Raw genomic sequence first — 19,602 nt, forward strand, 5'->3', positions numbered from 1 at the left:
AGTATAGAGCACTTTTTACTATAAAGGAAATGAAGCGAGCATTCGTTTTGAATATCAAATAGGTACAGTATTCCCACCTGTGACACAAATAATAGATAGTAACTTGGTTGTTATTCCGTTTGTTTCAACGATAGACCAAATTTGTGAAATAAACTGTAATTTTTAGAAATATTCCATTTATATGTTTGCCTTGTAATCACTTTCAGATAAATAAAAAGATCATCCTGCAAGAAAAAGAGGATGATCTTTTTTTCATGAAGATTCTTTTTCAGATGAGGTAAAAAACTCGTTAATTTTGTTGGAGAGTAGAAATGGAATAGCTCCTTTTATAACAGATATGTCCCAGTCCCACCATGCGAGCTTCTCTAGTTTGTCAATTGTTTCTTGCGGGAAGCGATATCGAATAAATTTTGCAGGATTACCAGCTGCAATTGCATATGGAGGTACATCTTTTGTAACGACACTCTTTGCGCCAATAATGGCCCCGTTACCAATTGTAACACCAGATAAAATGCAGGATTGATAACCAATCCATACATCATTGCCGACTATGATATCACCTTTTGAAGAAGGGTGACCAGTGATATGTGCTCCTTCATCAAAAAGTGCATTGAATGGGTAAGTTGTTATCCAGTCTGCACGATGCTCACCGCCGAGTATGAAAACGACTTCTTCTCCTAATGAACAAAACTTACCTATTTTTAATTTCGTTTCATCGTTCCAAGAAAAAATAGTTGGTCCGACTTTACTATAAGTATAATCACCGATATCATACTTACTATATTCTGGTTTTTGATTTAAATATAACATGATTCTTCAGCCTCCTTTCTCAATTAAGCGATACGTATGGAATATTATATGCAAGATGTAGCAAGGTGAGCTGTGTTAGTAGGTGGATTGAACAAAAAGGAGTGGGTTGTATGAGATACGAAATGGGTTTATATAATAAACCGTTTCAGTCAATTCAATCAGGAAAAAAAGTATATGAAGTACGCTTATATGATAAAAAACGTCAACTAATAAACAAAGGCGATGAAATTGTATTTACAAACCTTACGACAGCAGCAACGATGACTGTAAAAGTAACAGAAATAAAACGATACGAAAGCTTCCAAGCAATGTACGAACAAATTGATAAAAAATTATTGGATTGTGAAAATGATAGTTTAGAGGAAATGTTAGAAAGTACATACAAAATATATACGAAAGAACAAGAAGAACAGTGGGGAACGGTTGCGATTGGTATTGAGGTAATAAAATGATAAGAAATCGCGGCGTGGCTGTCATTGTGCAGGAAGGGAAAATTGCTCTTATAAAACGTATTAGAGGAGGGGAAACATATTATGTTTTTCCAGGCGGAGGAATTGAAGAAGGAGAAACACCTGAAGAAGCAACGAAGCGAGAAGCTTATGAAGAATTAGGGGTACATATAAAAGTGAGGAATCTTATTGCGAAGTTGGAGTATAAAGGGACGGAGTATTATTTTAACGCCCATATTATAGGTGGAGTTTTCGGAAGTGGTAAAGCTGAGGAATTCGAGCTGAAAGGTAGAGGGAGTTATATTCCATTGTGGTTACCGATACACGAGTTGGAAAAAGTGAATATAAAACCGTATGAAGTGGTTGAAAGTATATTAGAACATTATAAAATATAAGGTCTGACAACATACAAAAAAAACCATTGACATAGTCTTCTGATTTAAGTATTGTATTCGAGTATGTTTATAATCAGGAGGTTTATATGAGCAATCAAACTACTACACATCATGTGAAAATGACAACAGCAGATCCATCTGGAATTGGTCTATTTGGATTAGCGATGGTAACACTTGTAGCATCATCTCAAAAGTTAGGCTTAACAGATGGCGTTTCACTAGTATTACCGTGGGCAATCTTTTTAGGAGGATTTGCACAAATCTTTGCGTGCATTCACGATGCAAAGCATAATAATACGTTCGGTACAACAGCATTCGGTGCATACGGCCTATTTTGGTTAGGTGTTGGAATGACTTGGTTAATTCAACTTGGAGTATTTGGCGAAAAATTAGCACAAGCTGCAGATTCAAAACAGCTTGGTGTAGCCTTTATCGGATATTTGATTTTCACAATCTTTATGACAATTGGTGCAATGGAAACACATAAAGTATTATTTATGATTTTCGTCCTTATTGATTTCTTATTTATCGGTCTTTCATTAAGTACTTTAGGTGTTATGCCGCATGCGATGCATAATTTAGCAGCATATTCAGAACTTCTTATTTCATTATTATCTTTCTATGGTTCAGCAGCAGCAGTGTTAAATACACACTTCGGAAAAGTTGTTTTACCAGTTGGAAAGCCGTTTGGTATTTTTAAAAAGTAATAAAAAAGCACAGATGATTGTATAGTCATCTGTGCTTTTTTTATTGAGTAAACAGAAATAATAAAAAATACAATTGAAATTGATTATCATTATTAATATAATGAGAATGAGAATCGTTTATTGTTAGAGGGGGATGCCAAAGTGGCGAAAATTTTAATAGCTTATGCAAGTATGTCAGGAAATACAGAGAGTATTGCTGATTTAATTAAAGTTAGTTTAGATGCTTTTGATCATGAAGTAGTATTGCAAGAAATGGAAGGCATGGATGCTGAAGAATTATTAGCTTATGATGGAATCATTTTAGGATCTTATACGTGGGGCGATGGTGAATTGCCATTTGAAGCGGAAGATTTCCATGAGGACTTAGAAAATATTGATTTATCAGGGAAGAAAGTAGCGGTATTTGGATCAGGTGATACGGCGTATGAACTGTTTTGTGAAGCGGTAACGATATTTGAAGAAAGGCTTGTAGAACGCGGTGCAGAGCTTGTACAAGAAGGATTGAAAATCGAACTAGCTCCAGAAGATGAAGAGGATGTTGAAAAATGCAGTAATTTTGCAATTGCATTTGCTGAGAAGTTCTAAGAATGGGAGTGTCAACGTGGAGACAATGTTAAGTGCGACCGCTATTACAAAGTTAAGAGATGGGAAGCTTATGTTAGCTACTACATATAATGGTTTATTTATTGAACAAAACGGAGAATGGAAACAAATTTTAAATGGTTTTCAAAAACGAATTAGGGATTTACATAGCGAAGATAATGTAGTGTATGGTGTAGGTGACGAAGGAATTTTTATTCGTAGTATGAATGGTGGAGAGAATTGGACAGTTCAACGTTTTCCAACAAAGGCAACGAGTTGGAATGTGTGTAGTAATATAGAAGGAACTGTCATTGCTCATGGAGATAAAACGTTGTATCATTCGAATGATTTTGGTTCGACATGGGAAACCATTCATCCATTTCTTGAGTATGGTGGCGGGGCACCGTCTATTCGATCGTTGTTTTTATATAAACATTACTTATTTATCGGTACGAAAATACATGCTAAATATGGTGGTGTTTGGCTCTTTAATTTGGAGACACGTAAATTAAAGAGGATTAAAATCGTGATGAATCAAATGATCTCAGCGTTGACTTTACACAACTCTTATTTAGTAGCAGCCAGTGGATCGTGCAAAGGGATTAGCGGGAATATTTCTTTTTGTAAAATAGATGAAAGCATTGAGAGTGAAAAAACATATTGGCACACATGTCAAAGCGAGCAGAAAGCAAGTAGCTATTTAGACTTAAGTGTAGATCAACATGTGTTATATACAACGTCAACGCAAAATAAGGCGGGGATTAGTACCGTTTGTCGTGTACTTTTAGAAGAAGGAATTGTAACAGTATGTGACTCAGTTAAAGGGCATGGCTGGCGCATTGTGAACGAAAAAGAAGGCTATTTTGTAGCTGGATCAGGTGAATCAAAAGCGATGCAGTGGAAGAAAAAAGTCATATAGCGAAAAAAACTTTGCTTTTATTATATTGATATGATATATTATATTTAAACCATTTTACTTTTAATAATATAGAGATTTAAATGAGCTGTAACTTCCGAGGAGGATAGCAATGTTAAATCTCCTCAGAGTTGCAGTTTTTTTAATGTCTGACTTATTTTTGTAAAGTGGTTGAAAATGAATATGTACATATAGGTACATTGTAGGAGGATTTTTTACATGCAAAACGGTAAAGTAAAATGGTTTAACTCAGAAAAAGGTTTCGGATTCATCGAAGTTGAAGGCGGAGAAGACGTATTCGTTCATTTCTCAGCTATCCAAGGCGAAGGTTTCAAAACTTTAGAAGAAGGTCAAGAAGTTACTTTCGAAGTAGAACAAGGTAACCGTGGACCTCAAGCTACAAACGTTAACAAGAAGTAATTGTGAAAAAAAGAAGGGCTTGCCCTTCTTTTTTTTGCATTTTTATTGAATAACCTCCTATGTACATAGCATAATGAGATTGAATTTTCGTTTTTTAGACGAAGTATTACATGCATAAAGTGTACGAATAAATAAATACTGAAAATAAAGTATGTGTGTGAAAAGGAATGTAGAAAGAGGTAAATAAATTGGAAAACGCTACACATTTTATTGTGTTTGATATAGAGAGAAATTTTAGGCCGTATAAATCAGAAGATCCGTCAGAGATAGTTGATATCGGAGCTGTAAAAATAGAAGCAAGTACAATGAAGGTAATTGGAGAATTTTCGGAGTTAGTAAAACCGGGGGCACGACTTACTCGTCATACGACAAAATTAACGGGAATTACAAAGAAAGACTTAATGGGTGTCGAGAAATTCCCGCAAATTATAGAAAAATTTATTCGGTTTATTGGAGAAGATTCTATATTTGTTACATGGGGAAAAGAAGATTATCGATTTCTATCTCATGATTGTACGTTACATAGTGTAGAATGCCCTTGTATGGAAAAAGAAAGAAGAATTGATTTACAAAAATTTGTTTTTCAAGCGTATGAAGAATTGTTTGAGCATACACCAAGTTTACAATCTGCAGTAGAACAGCTCGGTTTAATATGGGAAGGGAAGCAGCACCGAGCTTTAGCGGATGCTGAGAATACAGCGAACATACTTCTTAAAGCATATAGCGAGAGAGATATTACTAAAAGATATAAAAGACATGGTGAACTTGAACTTGTTGAGAACGGAAAACTAACAGAAAAAGCGAAAAAAAAGATGCGAAAATGGGTATTTAAAGAAATGAGAAAAAATACAGAGCGTCCTTTCGCTTGGAGTACATTTGAAAGTAGTGACACGTGGGAAAGTATAACAGAAAGATATTATATAAGTGAACCTACAATAGAACTTCTGAAAAAACATTTTCGTACGGCGGTTAGAAAAGCGGAAAGGCAGATTAGGTATTTGGCTGAGATGGAGAAAGTAGTAGAAGAAAGTTAATGACATAGTCTATTTTATTCATATGTACAACTAGACTTCAGGATTAAGTTGCTGAAGTTTAGTTGGAAAATTAACGGCTTGTCCCGTATTAGTAATGGAGTATTTTATTGTTTTTGGTATGAATATACATAGAAAAGAGTGTAGTTTAATGGAAGCAATCTTTAACATTTTAACCGTTTTAGCTTTTGGGATAATATGTCCCGCACTATTAGCGTTTATTACACTTCCTTTCATAGCAAAGAAGAAGAATTGGAAAAGGCTTAATATATCTTTAAATCGTGGTGTATTAAAGATTAAAATAGAAGAGTAAGCTAAGAGTCTTATATATGGGAGGTATAATAGTGATAGACTTGGATATTAAAGATGTCACCGTACAGATGGAATTAAACGGAGTCTTTTGGAATGAGGATGGGACTGCTGAAATGATGGTGACTACAAAAGCGGAGCATTCTTTTATTCTTCGTCTAGTAGTTGATTTAGAAAGTAAAACGATTAGGGCAACGAGTGTCGAAATAGTGAATGGATTCTGTCCTTTGTGCAAACAGAAAAAGGACGTATGTAGTGAACTTAATGACTTACAAAATAAAATGGAAATTTTAGAAGAAGCCTACGATTGGGTGAGAGAGCATCCGGAATATCGTTTTCAATTATCTTTTTATGAGTACAATAAGTTTGAGGTAGTGAAGTGAAGTTTTAATTTTGAGAACATACATAGTGACTAAAAGGGAAAATATAAAAACTTATAGAAGGACTTGGTCAACTAGAAATATTGAAGCAGATATCTCTAATGGACATCCGCTTGTATAACAAGGAAGGGATGTACTTGACTCTGCAACAAATGTCATCTTGTATCAAAAAAAATTTAAAAATAAGCATATTTTGTTATAAAGTAGAAAAACTGATTCTTAGTAGAATCAGTTTTTAATATAAATATCAACTATATTACAAAGAAGAGAGCGCTTGTTAACAGCGCTCAGTAAAAACAGTTAAATGGAAGGAATTATTCAATCCCGTTCGGATCATAAGTATACTGCTGCTTATTCTCAATTCGCTCAATCACGTCTTGTAACTCGTCTGGCTTCAGGAACTCAATCGGAGAGAAGCCTTTCTCAAACGTAAGTGTATCAGCTTCAATCATTAATACGTATCGGTCATTTACCTTTGCAATATGTATTTGATCCCCGAAATCAGCAAGCAGGGCTTTCACAGAGATATGATCTGCTTTTAGCTTTAATTCCACTTCAGGAGCATGCTCGACGATTTGAGCGGTAGCTTCCATTACTTCTTCGGTTGAAAATTGTTCCATAATTTCGCGTTTTGGACTGGCAGCCCATACCTCCATTGCTTGGTCGAATTGTTCACGTTCTTCCGTACCTTCTTCAAATACATCTTCAATTTGGTCGTATACCATGTCCATTACTTGTGTTTTCATAATTTCAGGCATAGAGCGTTCGTACTCGACGAATTTTAAGAAGTCTTCAAAGTAACGGGCGTGTGATGCTTGGTGAATTTTTAGCTCGCCCATTTCGACCATACCCTCTTCAGGCATGTACGGATATTGGATAGATTTCATATTTTTTGTTGTGATAGCCATTTCAACGTTACGAATCAGTGTGGACTCATCGGAAATAGAAGCAACTTTCGGCTCGAAGTCACATTTCATAACGAAGACGAATGGATCATCAAAGTATTTGCGTAGTTTTGCTTGTGCAATTAAAAACACACCACCGCGCACAGCACTTGTGTCAAGATATGTATAAACGAGAGGTTCGCTCATATCTTTGAAGTTTTCCTTAGTTTCCGCAAAGCGAATGCGATTAAATAGGTTGTAATGAGGGTTTGAATCAAGTTCGTGCCCTTCTTCTACAATGAAGCGACCGATCTTTGTCGGAGCTTGTTCTGTTTTCGCATGACGTTCTACTTTTCGCTTTGAAATTTTTAATAATTCTCCATCCAAAAATTCTTTTAAGGAGCTATCTTCATACTCTTCAGCATCTAATGTTTGAAAATGTTTGTAACGTTTATCAACAGCTTCACCTTTTCCTTCTACTTGTACAACATAAAAGGAAAGATAATTTATTTCAAAATCCATATTTATCACCTTGTTTCATTTCATTAACTCTTATCAGTATAGAGATGGAAAAAACTTTCGTCAATTTATATAAGGAAGGGGGAGCCCCTTCCTTCATATATTTTTTACTTTTGGAATTAAAATCCGTCTTCTAATGCTGAAAATGGAATGTTTAGTCTGTTTTCTATTGTACGTAAACGTTGGTTTAAGCGGTTTAATCTACGTGTATGACGCTCAACCGTGTTTTCTAATTGACGTACTCTTTGCTCCAGCTCATTTACTCGTCTTTCTAGTTGACGATTTCCAGCACCAGGAAAAGAGATTGGAAGTTGAAATTGTCGATTTTGATCATATGGATTAACTTGTTCTGCTGGATCTACATATTGTTGGTATTGTGCTTGTAAATCATATTGAGGCTGATAACCATTTTGGTTATATGGATCGTATGGATTGTAGGGGTACATAAAAACATCCTCCATTTCTTTAAAATAGGTTAATTCACCATAATGTATGTGTAAAAGCGGAGTGTGGCACGGCAAATACCTATTTATGTTCATGAGATAGTTCTTTATAAATAAAAATATGTAGTTTTTACATTTGTATTTCGTTTATCTGATGGTATATACTGGATAATAGGGTGGGGTTACATAAAGGTTACAATTCTATCAAACACAAACTTTTATGTAAATATGTGTAGACATTTAGAAAAGAAAAGGGTAATTTATATAGAGTAAAAAATAACTTGTAACATTTTATAAATATATTGTAAAATGATTGTAACAAAACATACATAAAAATGAAATAATACATAAAAGTAATATTGGGAAAAAGGGGAGAGTATATTGTTCCGTAAAGTAAAGGGTATATTAGTTGGGGTGTTATGTGTAGCTGTAGTGAGTGGTTGTGGTACAAAAGTAAGTGATGTTGCATTAGTAAGTGATATTGGTGGCCACACAGTAGAGGCTAAAGCAGAAGTACAGGATTCTATTAGTTTAGTAGATGGTCGTACAGGTACTGAAGTGAAAAAGCTAGATTTATCGAGTCTAGGCTATTTTGAAGACGAAGCAAAATTTAAAAAATCGGTAACGAAGGTTGCTAGCGAGGTTGGGAAAAGCGTTGATAAAAAGATGGTTCCATCACGTGTAGCACCTGATGGAAGTTGGCAAGAAGGAAAACCTTCTTATGAATTAATGGAAAAAGAATTAGTAGATAAATTATTAAACGTTGGTATGTGGGATTCTTCCTATCAATTACCTATTGTTGAGAAAAAACCTACTGCAACATTAAGTGATGCACAAGGAAGTGGTACGGTAATTGGTAGATATGAAACGAATTTAGGTGGCTCAACAGGTGGCCGTATTGAAAATATTCGTTTGTCAGCAGCGAGCATAAATGGGGTTGTATTAGCAAAAGGAGACCGTTTCTCTTTCAATGCATTAATTGGTGATACAACGCCAGATAAAGGATATCAATTAGGAAAAGAAATTGTAGATGGTAAATTAGTAGATGGATATGGTGGTGGCGTTTGTCAAACATCATCAACTTTATACAATGCAGCAGATCAAGCTGGTTTGAAAATGGTAGAGAGAACGACGCATTCTAAAACGGTAGGTTACGTTCCAAAAGGAAGAGATGCTACAATTGCATATCCATACCTAGACTTAGTATTTGAAAACACGAATGATGCACCTGTGAAACTTTATATGGGTATTCAGGGCGGGAAGTTAGTTGCTGAAGTACATAAAATGAGATAAGAATTATAAAGTCATCTTTTCTAAAAACTAGAAGAGGTGGCTTTTTTATTACGAAAATAAAAATGTGTATAAATTCTGACTTTTCATATTTACATAGGGTGATTTTAGTTGTATCCTTCATAGTAACGGTTATATGAAATAGAAACATATTGGGATAAGGAGATGAAGTTATTCATGGTAAAAATTCATCCAAAGACACGTATTGGTCATGTGGAATTTAAAGTGAAAGATTTAGAGCGTCAAATTGCTTTTTATGAGAATGTAGTAGGGTTAGAAGTAATGAAACAAGAGGGAAATAAAGCACATTTAGCTGGAAAAGGTGGAAAGAACACGTTACTAATTCTTGAGAAATTAGAGGACGGGGTACTGCAAGAACCGCGTACGACTGGTATATATCATGTAGCCTTTTTAGTTCCGACTCGTGAGGCGTTTGCTTCTGCACTATTTGGTGTGATTCGTAATAAGAATGTAATTGATAGTCCGGCTGAGCAAGAGGGACGTTATACATATTCAAATGAAATTTTACCAATTTCAAGGTTTAATAGCGCAAGCGATCATACGTATAGCGAAGCGTTTTATTTACAAGACTTAGAGGGAAATGGTATTGAAATTTATGCGGATCGTCCGCGTGATCAATGGGGAGATGGGCCAGGAGGAAGTACCCCGCTGGATTTAAAAGAACTAGCAACGCTTGTTGATTATGAGTTTGATGGATTGCCTGCTAATACTGTCGTTGGACATGTACATTTACGAATAGCTAATGTAGAAGAGTCACATGACTTTTATGTAGATACAGTAGGCTTTGAAGTACAGCAACGCGAAGATGACTGCTTATTCATTTCTGCAGGAGGATATCATCACCATATAGGCGCAAATACGTGGAACGGAGTAAATAACCCGCATCCACCAGCACATGCAACTGGACTTAAGGTATATACGATTGTATTACCGCATAAAGAAGCATTAGATGAAGTAAAAGAAAGATTAATAGAAAAACAGCATGAAATACACGAAATTACAAATGGATTTACTGTAGTGGATCCGAGTGGTATTACAGTACAGTTTGAAATAGAAGTAGCATAAGAAAAGCGAGAAAGTATATAATCACTTTCTCGCTTCTTTTTGATACGTAATCCAAGTAGGACAAGGGTTAAAAGGAAAGGATTTTAAGATTTCCGTTGCATATATACTAGTTGAATCGAATTCACCTTGAATGAAAGAATAGCCGTGTTTATTTGCATACATAAATTGTTCGAAAACGAGCAGTTTCAGTAAGGATAAATCGTCTATCGTGTGAGTTCCACACCATCCTAGTTCTACCGTATTATCCTTTTCTGATGTATGGAGGAAAGAGTATGCCTTAATTTGATGCTCTTCATTTATAATGAGTAAGCTCTCATCTAGTAGTACATCATCAGCTAAAATCATTTCTTTCCAAGTTTGTAGTGGGAATGGGGCAACGGGATTTGCTAAGTGAGTATATTCGTAATTCGTTTTTACTAAGTGAGCTAGTTTTTCAAAGAAGTTATTATTGGACAAGATGGTGGATAAGGTTTGTACACGATAATTTGAATGAAGCGTTGCTTTGATAGGTAGGATTTTTTGTACGTCTAATATCGGCATATATGTTCTTCGGATTTCCATAAAATTATTTTGTTCATAATAGTCTTTTAAATGAGCTGACGTTTCCCATATAGAGGTTTGTAATGGTAGTTTGAAGTTTTCTCGTTTTTGAATCTCGTTTAATAAAAATTCTTCAATGTGTAGCTCTGTATAGAAAGGATGCGTATATATTCGAAAGTATGTGCAGTATGGATGGAAGTTACTGCCCCAGGTGAAAAAGATGCCTACTACATCTTTTTTATAGTAGGCAACATACGCACATTTTGTTTTATTATTTCGTAATAAGTGAAATAGGTACGATTCTTCATTGTATAAATCAATAAGTTGTTTTACTTGTAGCTCATTATTTTTACTATATTTCTCTATAACAAGATTATGTTCATTCAATGACTTCTTCATAGCTCAATCCAAAAACGTCTTACTACATTTCCGTCTTCCTCAGTGAAATCATCATCACGAAGGCCGCCGTTATGTAAAATTGTTTTTTCTGAAGCAGTATTTACTTCATCGCAAACGACAAGTGCTTTCGTGATGTTTAATTCCTTCGCTTTTTCCAGTGATAATGCTAGTAACTTCGTAGCGTAACCTTTTCTTCTTTCAGAAGGGCGAATGCCATAACCGATATGACCGCCAGCGTTAAATAAATGTTCGGTTAAACTATGACGTATATTAACAGCTCCTACGATCCTATTATGATCTGTAACGAGCCAATACGTAGAATCTGGTACCCAAGATTCAGGAAGATTTATTCCGTTATGTGCATCGAGTAGTTCTTGCACCATAGCGGGGAAGTTAGAAGGGTCCTTTGTAATAACCCACGGAATCATCGTTTCACCGCTATCTTTCCATTCGTTATAAAAATCTAAGTATTCGTCTTGTAAATCGGTAGTAGGTGTAAGCAGAGAGACGTTCATTGTTAGTAAGCTCCTTTATTTATGTAGTATGAATAAAAAATTACAATACAAAATGTAAGCGTTTTCTAAACTTTCTCAACCTCATTTCATATAATCCACCTTTGTTTTTCAAGCAAATGAATGGATGTTTAAAATTAAAAGTTGTTCATTTTATGTTAATATTTTAAATATTAACATAAAACGGCTGAGGTATTAAGTGTGTTTTAGTAAAATTCTTCATATCGATAAATAGATGCGTGTGATAATTTTTGTTTTATCTATCTATAATGAATGAAAGGGGGAAGGGCTCGTGAGTGCAAATTTTGATTTCATTATACGAATCGGTGTTGCGGGTTTGTTAGGGGCAATAATCGGTATTGAAAGGGAAATTCGATCAAAAGAAGCAGGCTTAAAAACACATTTCCTAGTAGCGGTAGGGAGTGCATTAATAATGGTCGTTTCGAAATATGCTTTTTCAGATAGTATGAATGAAGAACATATGGCACTAGATCCGAGCCGTATTGCAGCACAAGTTGTTAGTGGAGTCGGTTTTTTAGGTGCAGGGACAATTATTATTCAAAAGCAGGCGGTGAAAGGATTAACGACAGCGGCTGGTTTATGGGCTACCGCAGGAATTGGATTGGCAATTGGGGCTGGTATGTATGTAGTAGGGATTGGAGCGACGATTCTCGTTTTAATTGGTTTAGAGATTGTAAGTCGCATTTTTAAGGTGCAATTTTTATTTCCGCAAAATATAACGGTGCAAATGTGTATAAATAAGCATGAAGCGGTACAACAAATATTAGAAACATTACAAATGAAAGGCATATCAATACTTTCATATGAAGTGGAAGCTTCACAGCAAGGCACGGAAATAGTTTATAAGGTAGGGATGCAGCTGAAAAATATATCGCCAGAAGAAAAGAATGAGTTTATTCAGCATATGCAAACATTACCAGAAGTTACGTTTATAAAGTTAAAATCATAACATTGGAAAAAAGGATAGATGTAGCAGGAGTTTTGCTATGATCTATCTTTTTTGATATAAAATGAACGCAAAGTCAAGTGTGAATTTTGCATGGCATGGATACATGTGTGAACGTTACCTTATTTTTTCTCAATACAGTATAAAAAGTAAAAATAGTAAAATAATGGTGCGGTAAACTAAAAATGTAAGGTAGGGGAGAGCATGAAAGGTTATTCAAAAAAAGTGTTAGTAGGGGTAAGTTTTGCTAGTTTAATGTTAGGGAGTTTTCAAGGGGGCGCATTGGCAGAAGGTACAAAGGGAGAGCAAGTTTCATATCGGAATGTGCTCAAAATGGAACCAGTTGGTGTACAATTACCTGTGCAAGAATTAGCTCATTCATCAAAAGTGCTGGAAAATAAGTCTTTTGAGAAAAGGCTACAATTTGCTGATTTGTCACAAAGGCCACCTGAAGTGAAAAAGGAAAGTAAGCAATTAGCTGTGGCGAAAACGTATACAATTGCTGAATTAAATCAATTGAGCAATCAGCAGTTAGTAGATTTACTTGTAACAATCGATTGGGAGCAAATTACTGGGCTATTTCAGTTTAACAAGGATAGTCTTGCATTCTATCAAAATGATAGTAGGATACAGGCAATTATTGATAAATTGAACCAGCAAGGACAAGATTATACGAAAGATGATTCAAAAGGGATTGAGACTTTAGTAGAGGTATTACGATCTGGTTTTTATTTAGGGTTTTATCATACAGAATTAAGTAAACTAAATGAGCGAAGCTATCATGATAAATGCTTACCTGCACTAAAAGCGATTGCGAATAACCCGAATTTCAAACTAGGTACGTTAGAACAAAATAGAGTTGTCTCGTCATACGGGAAATTAATAGGAAATGCTTCGAGTGATGTGGAAACGATAACATCAGCTGCAAAGGTTTTTAAACAATATAATGATAATTTTTCTACATGGGTAGATAACCTTTCAGCTGGAAATGCGATTTACGATATTATGCAAGGCGTTGACTACGATATTCAATCGTATTTGTACGATACGAGAAAAGCACCGAAAGATACAGTATGGTATCAAAAAATTGATAGCTATATTAATGAATTAAGTCGTTTTGCTTTAATTGGAACGGTGACAGAGAAGAATGGTTGGCTTATTAATAATGGTATTTATTATACAGGTAGACTCGGTACGTTCCATAGTACAGGGACGAAAGGATTACAAGTTGTAACGGACGCAATGAAAATGTATCCGTATTTAGGGGAGCAATATTTCGTAGCGGCTGAGCAAATTGCGACGAATTATGGCGGGAAAGATGCAAATGGGAACGTTGTGAATTTAGATCAAATACGAGAAGATGGTAAGAAGAAATATTTACCGAAAACATATACATTTGACGATGGGACAATTGTTTTAAAAGCTGGAGATAAGGTGACAGAAGAAAAAGTAAAACGTCTATATTGGGCGGCAAAAGAAGTGAAGGCTCAATTCCATCGTACGGTTGAAAGTGACCAGCCGTTAGAAAAAGGGAATGCTGATGATGTATTAACGATGGTTATTTATAATAGCCCAGCTGAATATCAATTTAACCGTCAATTGTACGGGTATGAAACGAATAACGGCGGTCTTTATATAGAAGGAACAGGTACGTTCTTTACTTATGAGCGTACGCCAGAAGAAAGTATTTATAGTTTAGAGGAATTGTTCCGACACGAGTTCACACATTACTTACAAGGTAGATATGAAGTGCCAGGACTTTGGGGACAAGGTAAGATTTATGAGAATGAGAGATTATCTTGGTTTGAAGAAGGCAATGCAGAGTTTTTTGCAGGTGCAACGAGAACAGATAATGTTGTACCGAGAAAGAGCATTATAGGAGGAATATCTTCAAATCCGGCAGAACGTTATACGGCAGAGAGAACGTTAAATGCAAAGTACGGAACATGGGATTTTTATAATTATTCCTTCGCTTTACAATCGTACATGTACAATAAGAGATATGATATGTTTGACAAAGTTCATGATCTTATTAGAAAAAATGATGTAACAGCATATGATGCATATCGCTCTGCATTAAGTAAAGATGCGAATTTAAATAAAGAGTATCAAGACTATATGCAAATGTTAGTCGACAATCGTGATAAATATAATGTTCCATTAGTATCAGATGATTATTTAGCGACGCACGCACCAAAACCAGTTTCAGATATTGCAGCAGAAATTACAGCAGAAGCAAAATTAAGTAATGTATCGGTTAAGAAAAACAAATCACAGTTCTTTCATACATTTACACTACAAGGAACATATACAGGTACGACTGCAAAAGGAGAATATGAAGACTGGAAATCAATTACACAAAACGTAAATGATACGTTAAAACGTTTAAGTGCAAAAGAATGGACAGGCTATAAAACAGTAACAGCTTATTTCGTAAATTACCGTGTGAATGCATCAGGACAATTTGAATATGACGTTGTATTCCATGGTATTAATACAGAAGAAGGCGCTGTGAATAAAGCGCCAGTTGCGATTATAAATGGTCCCTATAGTGGGAATGTAAATGAAGCAATTTCGTTTAAAAGCGATGGATCAAAAGATGAAGATGGGAAAATCACTTCGTATAAATGGGAGTTTGGTAATGGAGCAGTGAGTAATGAGCAAAATCCGACTCACGTGTATACAAAAGAAGGAACATATACAGCGAAATTAACAGTAACAGATGACAAAGGATTAACGAATACTGTTACAACGAATGTAACGGTTCAAAAGAAAGAAGATAACAGTGTAGAAAAAGAACCAAACAATTCATTCCAGACAGCAAATACACTGCAATTCAATCAAGTTTTACGTGCTAGTTTAGGAAATGGTGATACGAGTGATTTCTTTGAAATAAATGTGGAAACAGCGAAAAATCTGCAAATTAATGTAACGAAGGAAAATAATATTGGAGTAAACTGGGTTCTTTATTCGGAAGCAGATTTAAATAACTATATTACGTATGCACAGCAAGAAGGGAATAAATTAGTAGGAAGTTACTATACGTATCCAGGTAAGTATTATTTACATGTGTATCAGTATGGTGGTGGATTTGGGAATTATACGGTAGAAGTGAAGTAGTAAACGAAAAAGGAAAAGTGTACCCTATCGAATAGACAATTAAAAAGTCAATTCGATAGGGTATTTCTTGTATTGTCCACTTATTTTATCCCTAGAAACTGTGTAACGGAAACCGAAGGAATGTAAAGATGGATTAATATGGTAGTAGAATAATTTAAAGATACGAAGAGATTAAAAAAGGAGACTAAGAAAGGATTGCTCATTTTATGATTCTGCAGTACATACAATAAATTGATGGATTTCTAAAAAGGGAAATATATTCACTAATTCAGGCTAACAGTGAGTAAATCGAAGAAACTTGAATTTGAGAAAAATTAGGGATTTAAAAGGGGACTTTTTATGAAAAATGAACGATTAGTAATATACAGTAAGAAAGGGAGTAGTGCAGTCATTACAATTCAAAACCCACCAGTCAACACTTTAAGTTTAGAAGTAGTGCAACAATTAATAAATGTATTAGAGGAAATAGAGATGGACGATGATATTGCAGTCGTAATTATAACTGGAATTGGGGAGAAAGCCTTTGTAGCTGGAGGGGATATAAAAGAATTTCCAGATTGGATAGGAAAAGGTGAAAAATATGCTGAGATGAAATCAATAGAATTACAAAAGCCTCTTAATCAACTAGAGAATTTGTCTAAACCAACTATAGCTGCTATTAATGGGTTAGCACTAGGCGGAGGTTGTGAATTAGCACTTGCTTGTGATTTAAGAGTAATAGAAGAACAAGCCTTAATTGGATTACCAGAAATTACGTTAGGTCTATTTCCTGGGGCTGGAGGAACTCAGCGCTTACCTAGATTAATTGGAGAAGGAAAAGCAAAAGAGATGATGTTCACAGGAAAACCAATTACAGCGAAAGAAGCAAAAGAAATAAATTTAGTTAACTACATTACCTCTCGAGGAGAGGCGTTAAATAAAGCAAAAGAGATTGCTAAAGATATAAGTGAATTTTCTCTTCCAGCACTTTCCTATATGAAGTTAGCAATTCGCGAAGGTTTGGCAGTACCTTTACAAGAAGGGCTTCAGATCGAAGCGCGTTATTTTGGGAAAGTGTTTCAAACAGAAGATGTGAAGGAGGGGGTAAAGGCATTTATTGAAAAAAGAGTACCGCGTTTCACCAATAAATAAAAAGTATTGGGGTGTATTTTACAATTGCCCACACAGATGCTACTTTTAAAGCTATTTATTTGATTCTTAAAATATCTTTCAGAGCTGTTTCATCTAAGAACTACATTTGTATTAGCATTAAATGAAAATAAATAAAAAAGCGGAGGAGTATAATGAGTAATGGTACAAATGAAAAGAACATAAATAAAATGCCGTTAGTAAGTGTATTAATTCCTACGTATAATCGTCCACATTATTTTGAAAAAGCATTATGTAGCGTGTTAGAACAAACATATCCAAATGTGGAAATTATTATAGGGGATGATAGTACGAATGATGAAACAGAAAAGGTGTTACAAAAGTATTTATGTAAGCATTCAAATATTATCTATATAAAAAATAGATCAACTTTTGGACAATTTGAAAATGCACTTATGTTATTGAATAAGGCGAACGGTGAATATATAAATTTCTTGATGGATGATGACTTATTTCATGTAAATAAAATTCAAAAAATGATGCAATACTTTTTAAATGACATAGATAATGAAATTAAGCTTGTAACATCGCATCGCCAAGTAATAGATGAGGAAGGCAACCTATTGCCAGATGTTTATTCAACAATGCGGTTATTTGATACAGATACAATTATAGAGGGGACACAATTAGGAAATCTGGTGATTACGAATCAAAAGAATTATATAGGAGAGCCGACGACAGTATTATTCCGTAAAAGTGATTTAACAGAACCGTATGGTATGTTTGATCAGAGACGGTATCTTTGTAACGTAGATGTAGCTTCATGGTTATCCTTACTAAGTAAAGGAAAAGCAGTATATATAACGGAAACACTCAGTTACTTTCGATTACATTCAAATCAGCAGTTGAATAAATCGAATCAGCTTATGGATGGATTAGAAGATTTTTCGCATGGGATTATAGCTGGAGAAAAATATGGTTTCTTATCTTCTGAACAGGAGTTAGATAAAGCTATTACTAATTTTCTAGACTATGCAAGAAGAATCGTTCCATCATCCATACTATATTCATTGGACTATTATCAACAAATTAAGTTAAAGAAAATAAATTTAGAAAAGAAAAACCAACATATAAATAACAGTTCGCATCTTCCAAAAGTCAGTATACTTCTTCCTGCCTACAATAGACCTCATTACTTAGAATTAGCCCTTAAAAGTGCTTTAAACCAAACCTATGAAAATATAGAAATTATTATATCTGACGATAGTACAAATGATGAAGTGAAAGTAATGATCCAGCCATACTTAAAAGAATATAATTATATAACATATGTGAAAAATGAAACTCCATTAGTAGCTGAAAATTTTAATCAATGCATAGAGCTTGCTACTGGTGAATATATAAATTTTTTATTAGATGACGATTTGTTTCATCATGAAAAGATTGAAAGAATGATGAAATATTTTTTGGAATTAGAAAATATCTCGTTTGTGACGTCATATCGCGAACTGATTGATGAGAATGGAGAAATATTACCTCCCTCAACCTTAAATGTGAAAATTGCCACAGAAACTACAATTTTTGAAGGAGAAGCACTAGGGAATTATATGTTGAAACATTTGAAAAATGTAGTTGGAGAACCGACAACGGTTTTGTTTAATCGTAATTTTTTTGGAGGCAAGTTTGGTTATTTTAAGGGAAAAGCGTATTCAGCCATTAATGACATTGCAACTTGGCTAGATATGATGAGGAAAGGGAAAGTAGTATATATACAAGAACCTCTTAGTTACTTTAGACAACATAGTGGGCAAAATCAAAAGCAAATGCACTTTATATTAATGACAATTGAAGAATGGATTGAATTAATTACGGATGCACATAATAGTGGATTTTTAAATTCTGAACAAGATTATAAAGAGAGCTTATCTTATTGTTTAGAGAATGCGGGTTTTATACTTAAAGATGCAGTTAGAAGTGGAGGACTTAATCAAATTTATAATGAAAAGATAAAAATCGGATTAAATAAATTAGTTACTCATATATTCGAGAAAGAGATTTGTTATTGTCAATATTGTAATCAAGGATTTGGGGAATTTTCCCCTTGGCCAGCACATTACGATTTTTTAAAATATCAATTTGAGATGTGGAATAAATATACAGGTATCTGTCCAGTTTGCTATTCAATGGATCGTGAAAGGTTATATCGTGCGTACATTGAAACGGAAACGGATTTGTTAAGTAAGAATTATACAATGCTTCATATTGCACCTGAAGTAAAGGTAAGAGAATGGCTTAACCAGTATAAAAATATTACTTATGTATGTGGGGATTTAGAGCCAAAGGATTCTGTAATGGAGGAAATTGATATTACAAGAATTGCATACGAAAATAATACCTTTGATGTGATTTTATGTAGTCATGTGTTAGAACACATTATAGATGATGAAAAAGCAATGCGAGAATTATATAGAGTATTAAAACCAAATGGGTGGGGAATTATTCAAGTGCCGATCGTAATGAATGTAGATTATATTATAGAGAATAAATCTATCGTATCACCAATATTAAGAAAAATAGCTTTTGGTCAAGAAGATCATGTGAGGATTTATAATCGATCGGGTTTTATTCAACGATTAACAGATGCAGGATTTAAGGTGGAATTGTATAACATAGCTGAGAAACAAGGAATGAAAATTGCTAGGAAATTTGGATTATCTAAAACGGATATGCTGTATATTGTCCGAAAATGATAGA

Annotated in this window: 20 protein-coding genes and 1 pseudogene; 16 read left to right on the plus strand and 5 right to left on the minus strand. The window is 34.5% G+C overall.

Features of this window, described 5'->3' with window-relative positions:
• Positions 1 to 28 precede the first annotated feature (28 nt).
• Positions 29 to 218: pseudogene (locus ACVWY7_RS20735) on the plus strand (hypothetical protein); the annotation flags it as partial.
• A 34-nt stretch (positions 219 to 252) separates the two neighbouring features.
• Here the strand turns inward: ACVWY7_RS20735 and ACVWY7_RS20740 are convergent.
• Positions 253 to 810: a CatB-related O-acetyltransferase gene (locus ACVWY7_RS20740; protein ID WP_000966316.1), complete on the minus strand. Its 558-nt coding sequence runs from the start codon at positions 808 to 810 to the stop codon at positions 253 to 255.
• A gap of 110 nt (positions 811 to 920) precedes the next feature.
• Here ACVWY7_RS20740 and ACVWY7_RS20745 point away from each other — a divergent pair, with 110 nt between their 5' ends.
• The 9 genes from ACVWY7_RS20745 to ACVWY7_RS20785 all read left to right on the plus strand — a co-directional run bounded on the left by ACVWY7_RS20745 (position 921) and on the right by ACVWY7_RS20785 (position 6,002).
• Positions 921 to 1,262: an ASCH domain-containing protein gene (locus tag ACVWY7_RS20745; protein ID WP_001268360.1), complete on the plus strand. Its 342-nt coding sequence runs from the start codon at positions 921 to 923 to the stop codon at positions 1,260 to 1,262.
• Positions 1,259 to 1,654, plus strand: coding sequence for an NUDIX hydrolase (locus ACVWY7_RS20750; protein WP_000620855.1), 396 nt, complete (start codon positions 1,259 to 1,261; stop codon positions 1,652 to 1,654). The genes ACVWY7_RS20745 and ACVWY7_RS20750 overlap by 4 nt, the downstream gene beginning before the upstream one ends.
• Positions 1,655 to 1,740: 86 nt before the next feature.
• The gene (locus ACVWY7_RS20755; RefSeq protein WP_000070938.1) at positions 1,741 to 2,361 is read left to right on the plus strand and encodes an acetate uptake transporter; all 621 of its coding nucleotides are present in this window, start codon (positions 1,741 to 1,743) and stop codon (positions 2,359 to 2,361) included.
• Positions 2,362 to 2,502: 141 nt separating this feature from the next.
• A complete protein-coding gene (locus ACVWY7_RS20760) occupies positions 2,503 to 2,946 on the plus strand; it encodes a flavodoxin (RefSeq protein WP_001062763.1) in 444 nt (147 codons plus the stop codon).
• Between the two features lie 16 nt (positions 2,947 to 2,962).
• Positions 2,963 to 3,862 (plus strand): WD40/YVTN/BNR-like repeat-containing protein, encoded by a 900-nt coding sequence (locus ACVWY7_RS20765; RefSeq protein ID WP_000449514.1) that lies wholly within the window; start codon positions 2,963 to 2,965, stop codon positions 3,860 to 3,862.
• A gap of 216 nt (positions 3,863 to 4,078) precedes the next feature.
• Entirely contained in the window at positions 4,079 to 4,279 is a 201-nt protein-coding gene (gene cspB, locus ACVWY7_RS20770; protein ID WP_001179150.1) for a cold shock-like protein CspB, read from the plus strand.
• A 188-nt stretch (positions 4,280 to 4,467) separates the two neighbouring features.
• Positions 4,468 to 5,313 (plus strand): exonuclease, encoded by an 846-nt coding sequence (locus tag ACVWY7_RS20775; protein ID WP_073525339.1) that lies wholly within the window; start codon positions 4,468 to 4,470, stop codon positions 5,311 to 5,313.
• Positions 5,314 to 5,407: 94 nt separating this feature from the next.
• Positions 5,408 to 5,623 (plus strand): hypothetical protein, encoded by a 216-nt coding sequence (locus ACVWY7_RS20780; protein ID WP_073525337.1) that lies wholly within the window; start codon positions 5,408 to 5,410, stop codon positions 5,621 to 5,623.
• Positions 5,624 to 5,654: 31 nt separating this feature from the next.
• Entirely contained in the window at positions 5,655 to 6,002 is a 348-nt protein-coding gene (locus ACVWY7_RS20785; RefSeq protein ID WP_000566110.1) for a hypothetical protein, read from the plus strand.
• A gap of 311 nt (positions 6,003 to 6,313) precedes the next feature.
• Here ACVWY7_RS20785 and ACVWY7_RS20790 read toward each other — a convergent pair whose 3' ends face one another.
• Both ACVWY7_RS20790 and ACVWY7_RS20795 read right to left on the minus strand, forming a co-directional pair.
• Positions 6,314 to 7,405: a DUF3900 domain-containing protein gene (locus ACVWY7_RS20790; RefSeq protein ID WP_000345026.1), complete on the minus strand. Its 1,092-nt coding sequence runs from the start codon at positions 7,403 to 7,405 to the stop codon at positions 6,314 to 6,316.
• A 116-nt stretch (positions 7,406 to 7,521) separates the two neighbouring features.
• Complete coding sequence (locus ACVWY7_RS20795; protein WP_002054129.1) at positions 7,522 to 7,863, minus strand: hypothetical protein; 342 nt, start codon at positions 7,861 to 7,863, stop codon at positions 7,522 to 7,524.
• Positions 7,864 to 8,226: 363 nt separating this feature from the next.
• On the opposite strand from ACVWY7_RS20795, the gene ACVWY7_RS20800 reads away from it, so the two are divergent.
• A complete protein-coding gene (locus ACVWY7_RS20800) occupies positions 8,227 to 9,138 on the plus strand; it encodes a VanW family protein (protein ID WP_000488991.1) in 912 nt (303 codons plus the stop codon).
• Between the two features lie 174 nt (positions 9,139 to 9,312).
• Positions 9,313 to 10,221 (plus strand): VOC family protein, encoded by a 909-nt coding sequence (locus tag ACVWY7_RS20805; RefSeq protein WP_000238838.1) that lies wholly within the window; start codon positions 9,313 to 9,315, stop codon positions 10,219 to 10,221.
• Positions 10,222 to 10,242: 21 nt separating this feature from the next.
• Here the strand turns inward: ACVWY7_RS20805 and ACVWY7_RS20810 are convergent, their stop codons facing one another.
• Entirely contained in the window at positions 10,243 to 11,160 is a 918-nt protein-coding gene (locus ACVWY7_RS20810) for a hypothetical protein (protein WP_000749338.1), read from the minus strand.
• Entirely contained in the window at positions 11,157 to 11,675 is a 519-nt protein-coding gene (locus ACVWY7_RS20815; RefSeq protein ID WP_001103107.1) for a GNAT family N-acetyltransferase, read from the minus strand. Before ACVWY7_RS20815 ends, ACVWY7_RS20810 begins: the two co-directional genes overlap by 4 nt.
• Positions 11,676 to 11,964: 289 nt before the next feature.
• Between ACVWY7_RS20815 and ACVWY7_RS20820 the strand changes: the two genes are divergently transcribed.
• From ACVWY7_RS20820 to ACVWY7_RS20835, 4 genes are all read left to right on the plus strand, one after another.
• A complete protein-coding gene (locus tag ACVWY7_RS20820; RefSeq protein WP_001275624.1) occupies positions 11,965 to 12,642 on the plus strand; it encodes an MgtC/SapB family protein in 678 nt (225 codons plus the stop codon).
• A gap of 201 nt (positions 12,643 to 12,843) precedes the next feature.
• Positions 12,844 to 15,759, plus strand: a complete 2,916-nt coding sequence (gene colA, locus ACVWY7_RS20825; protein WP_073525331.1) for a collagenase ColA — start codon at positions 12,844 to 12,846, stop codon at positions 15,757 to 15,759.
• Positions 15,760 to 16,098: 339 nt separating this feature from the next.
• Positions 16,099 to 16,890, plus strand: a complete 792-nt coding sequence (locus tag ACVWY7_RS20830) for an enoyl-CoA hydratase (RefSeq protein ID WP_456523953.1) — start codon at positions 16,099 to 16,101, stop codon at positions 16,888 to 16,890.
• Between the two features lie 152 nt (positions 16,891 to 17,042).
• Positions 17,043 to 19,598, plus strand: coding sequence for a glycosyltransferase (locus ACVWY7_RS20835; protein ID WP_456523954.1), 2,556 nt, complete (start codon positions 17,043 to 17,045; stop codon positions 19,596 to 19,598).
• The last annotated feature ends 4 nt before the right edge of the window (positions 19,599 to 19,602 follow it).

This window comes from Bacillus sp. TE9106W (genome assembly GCF_054062215.1).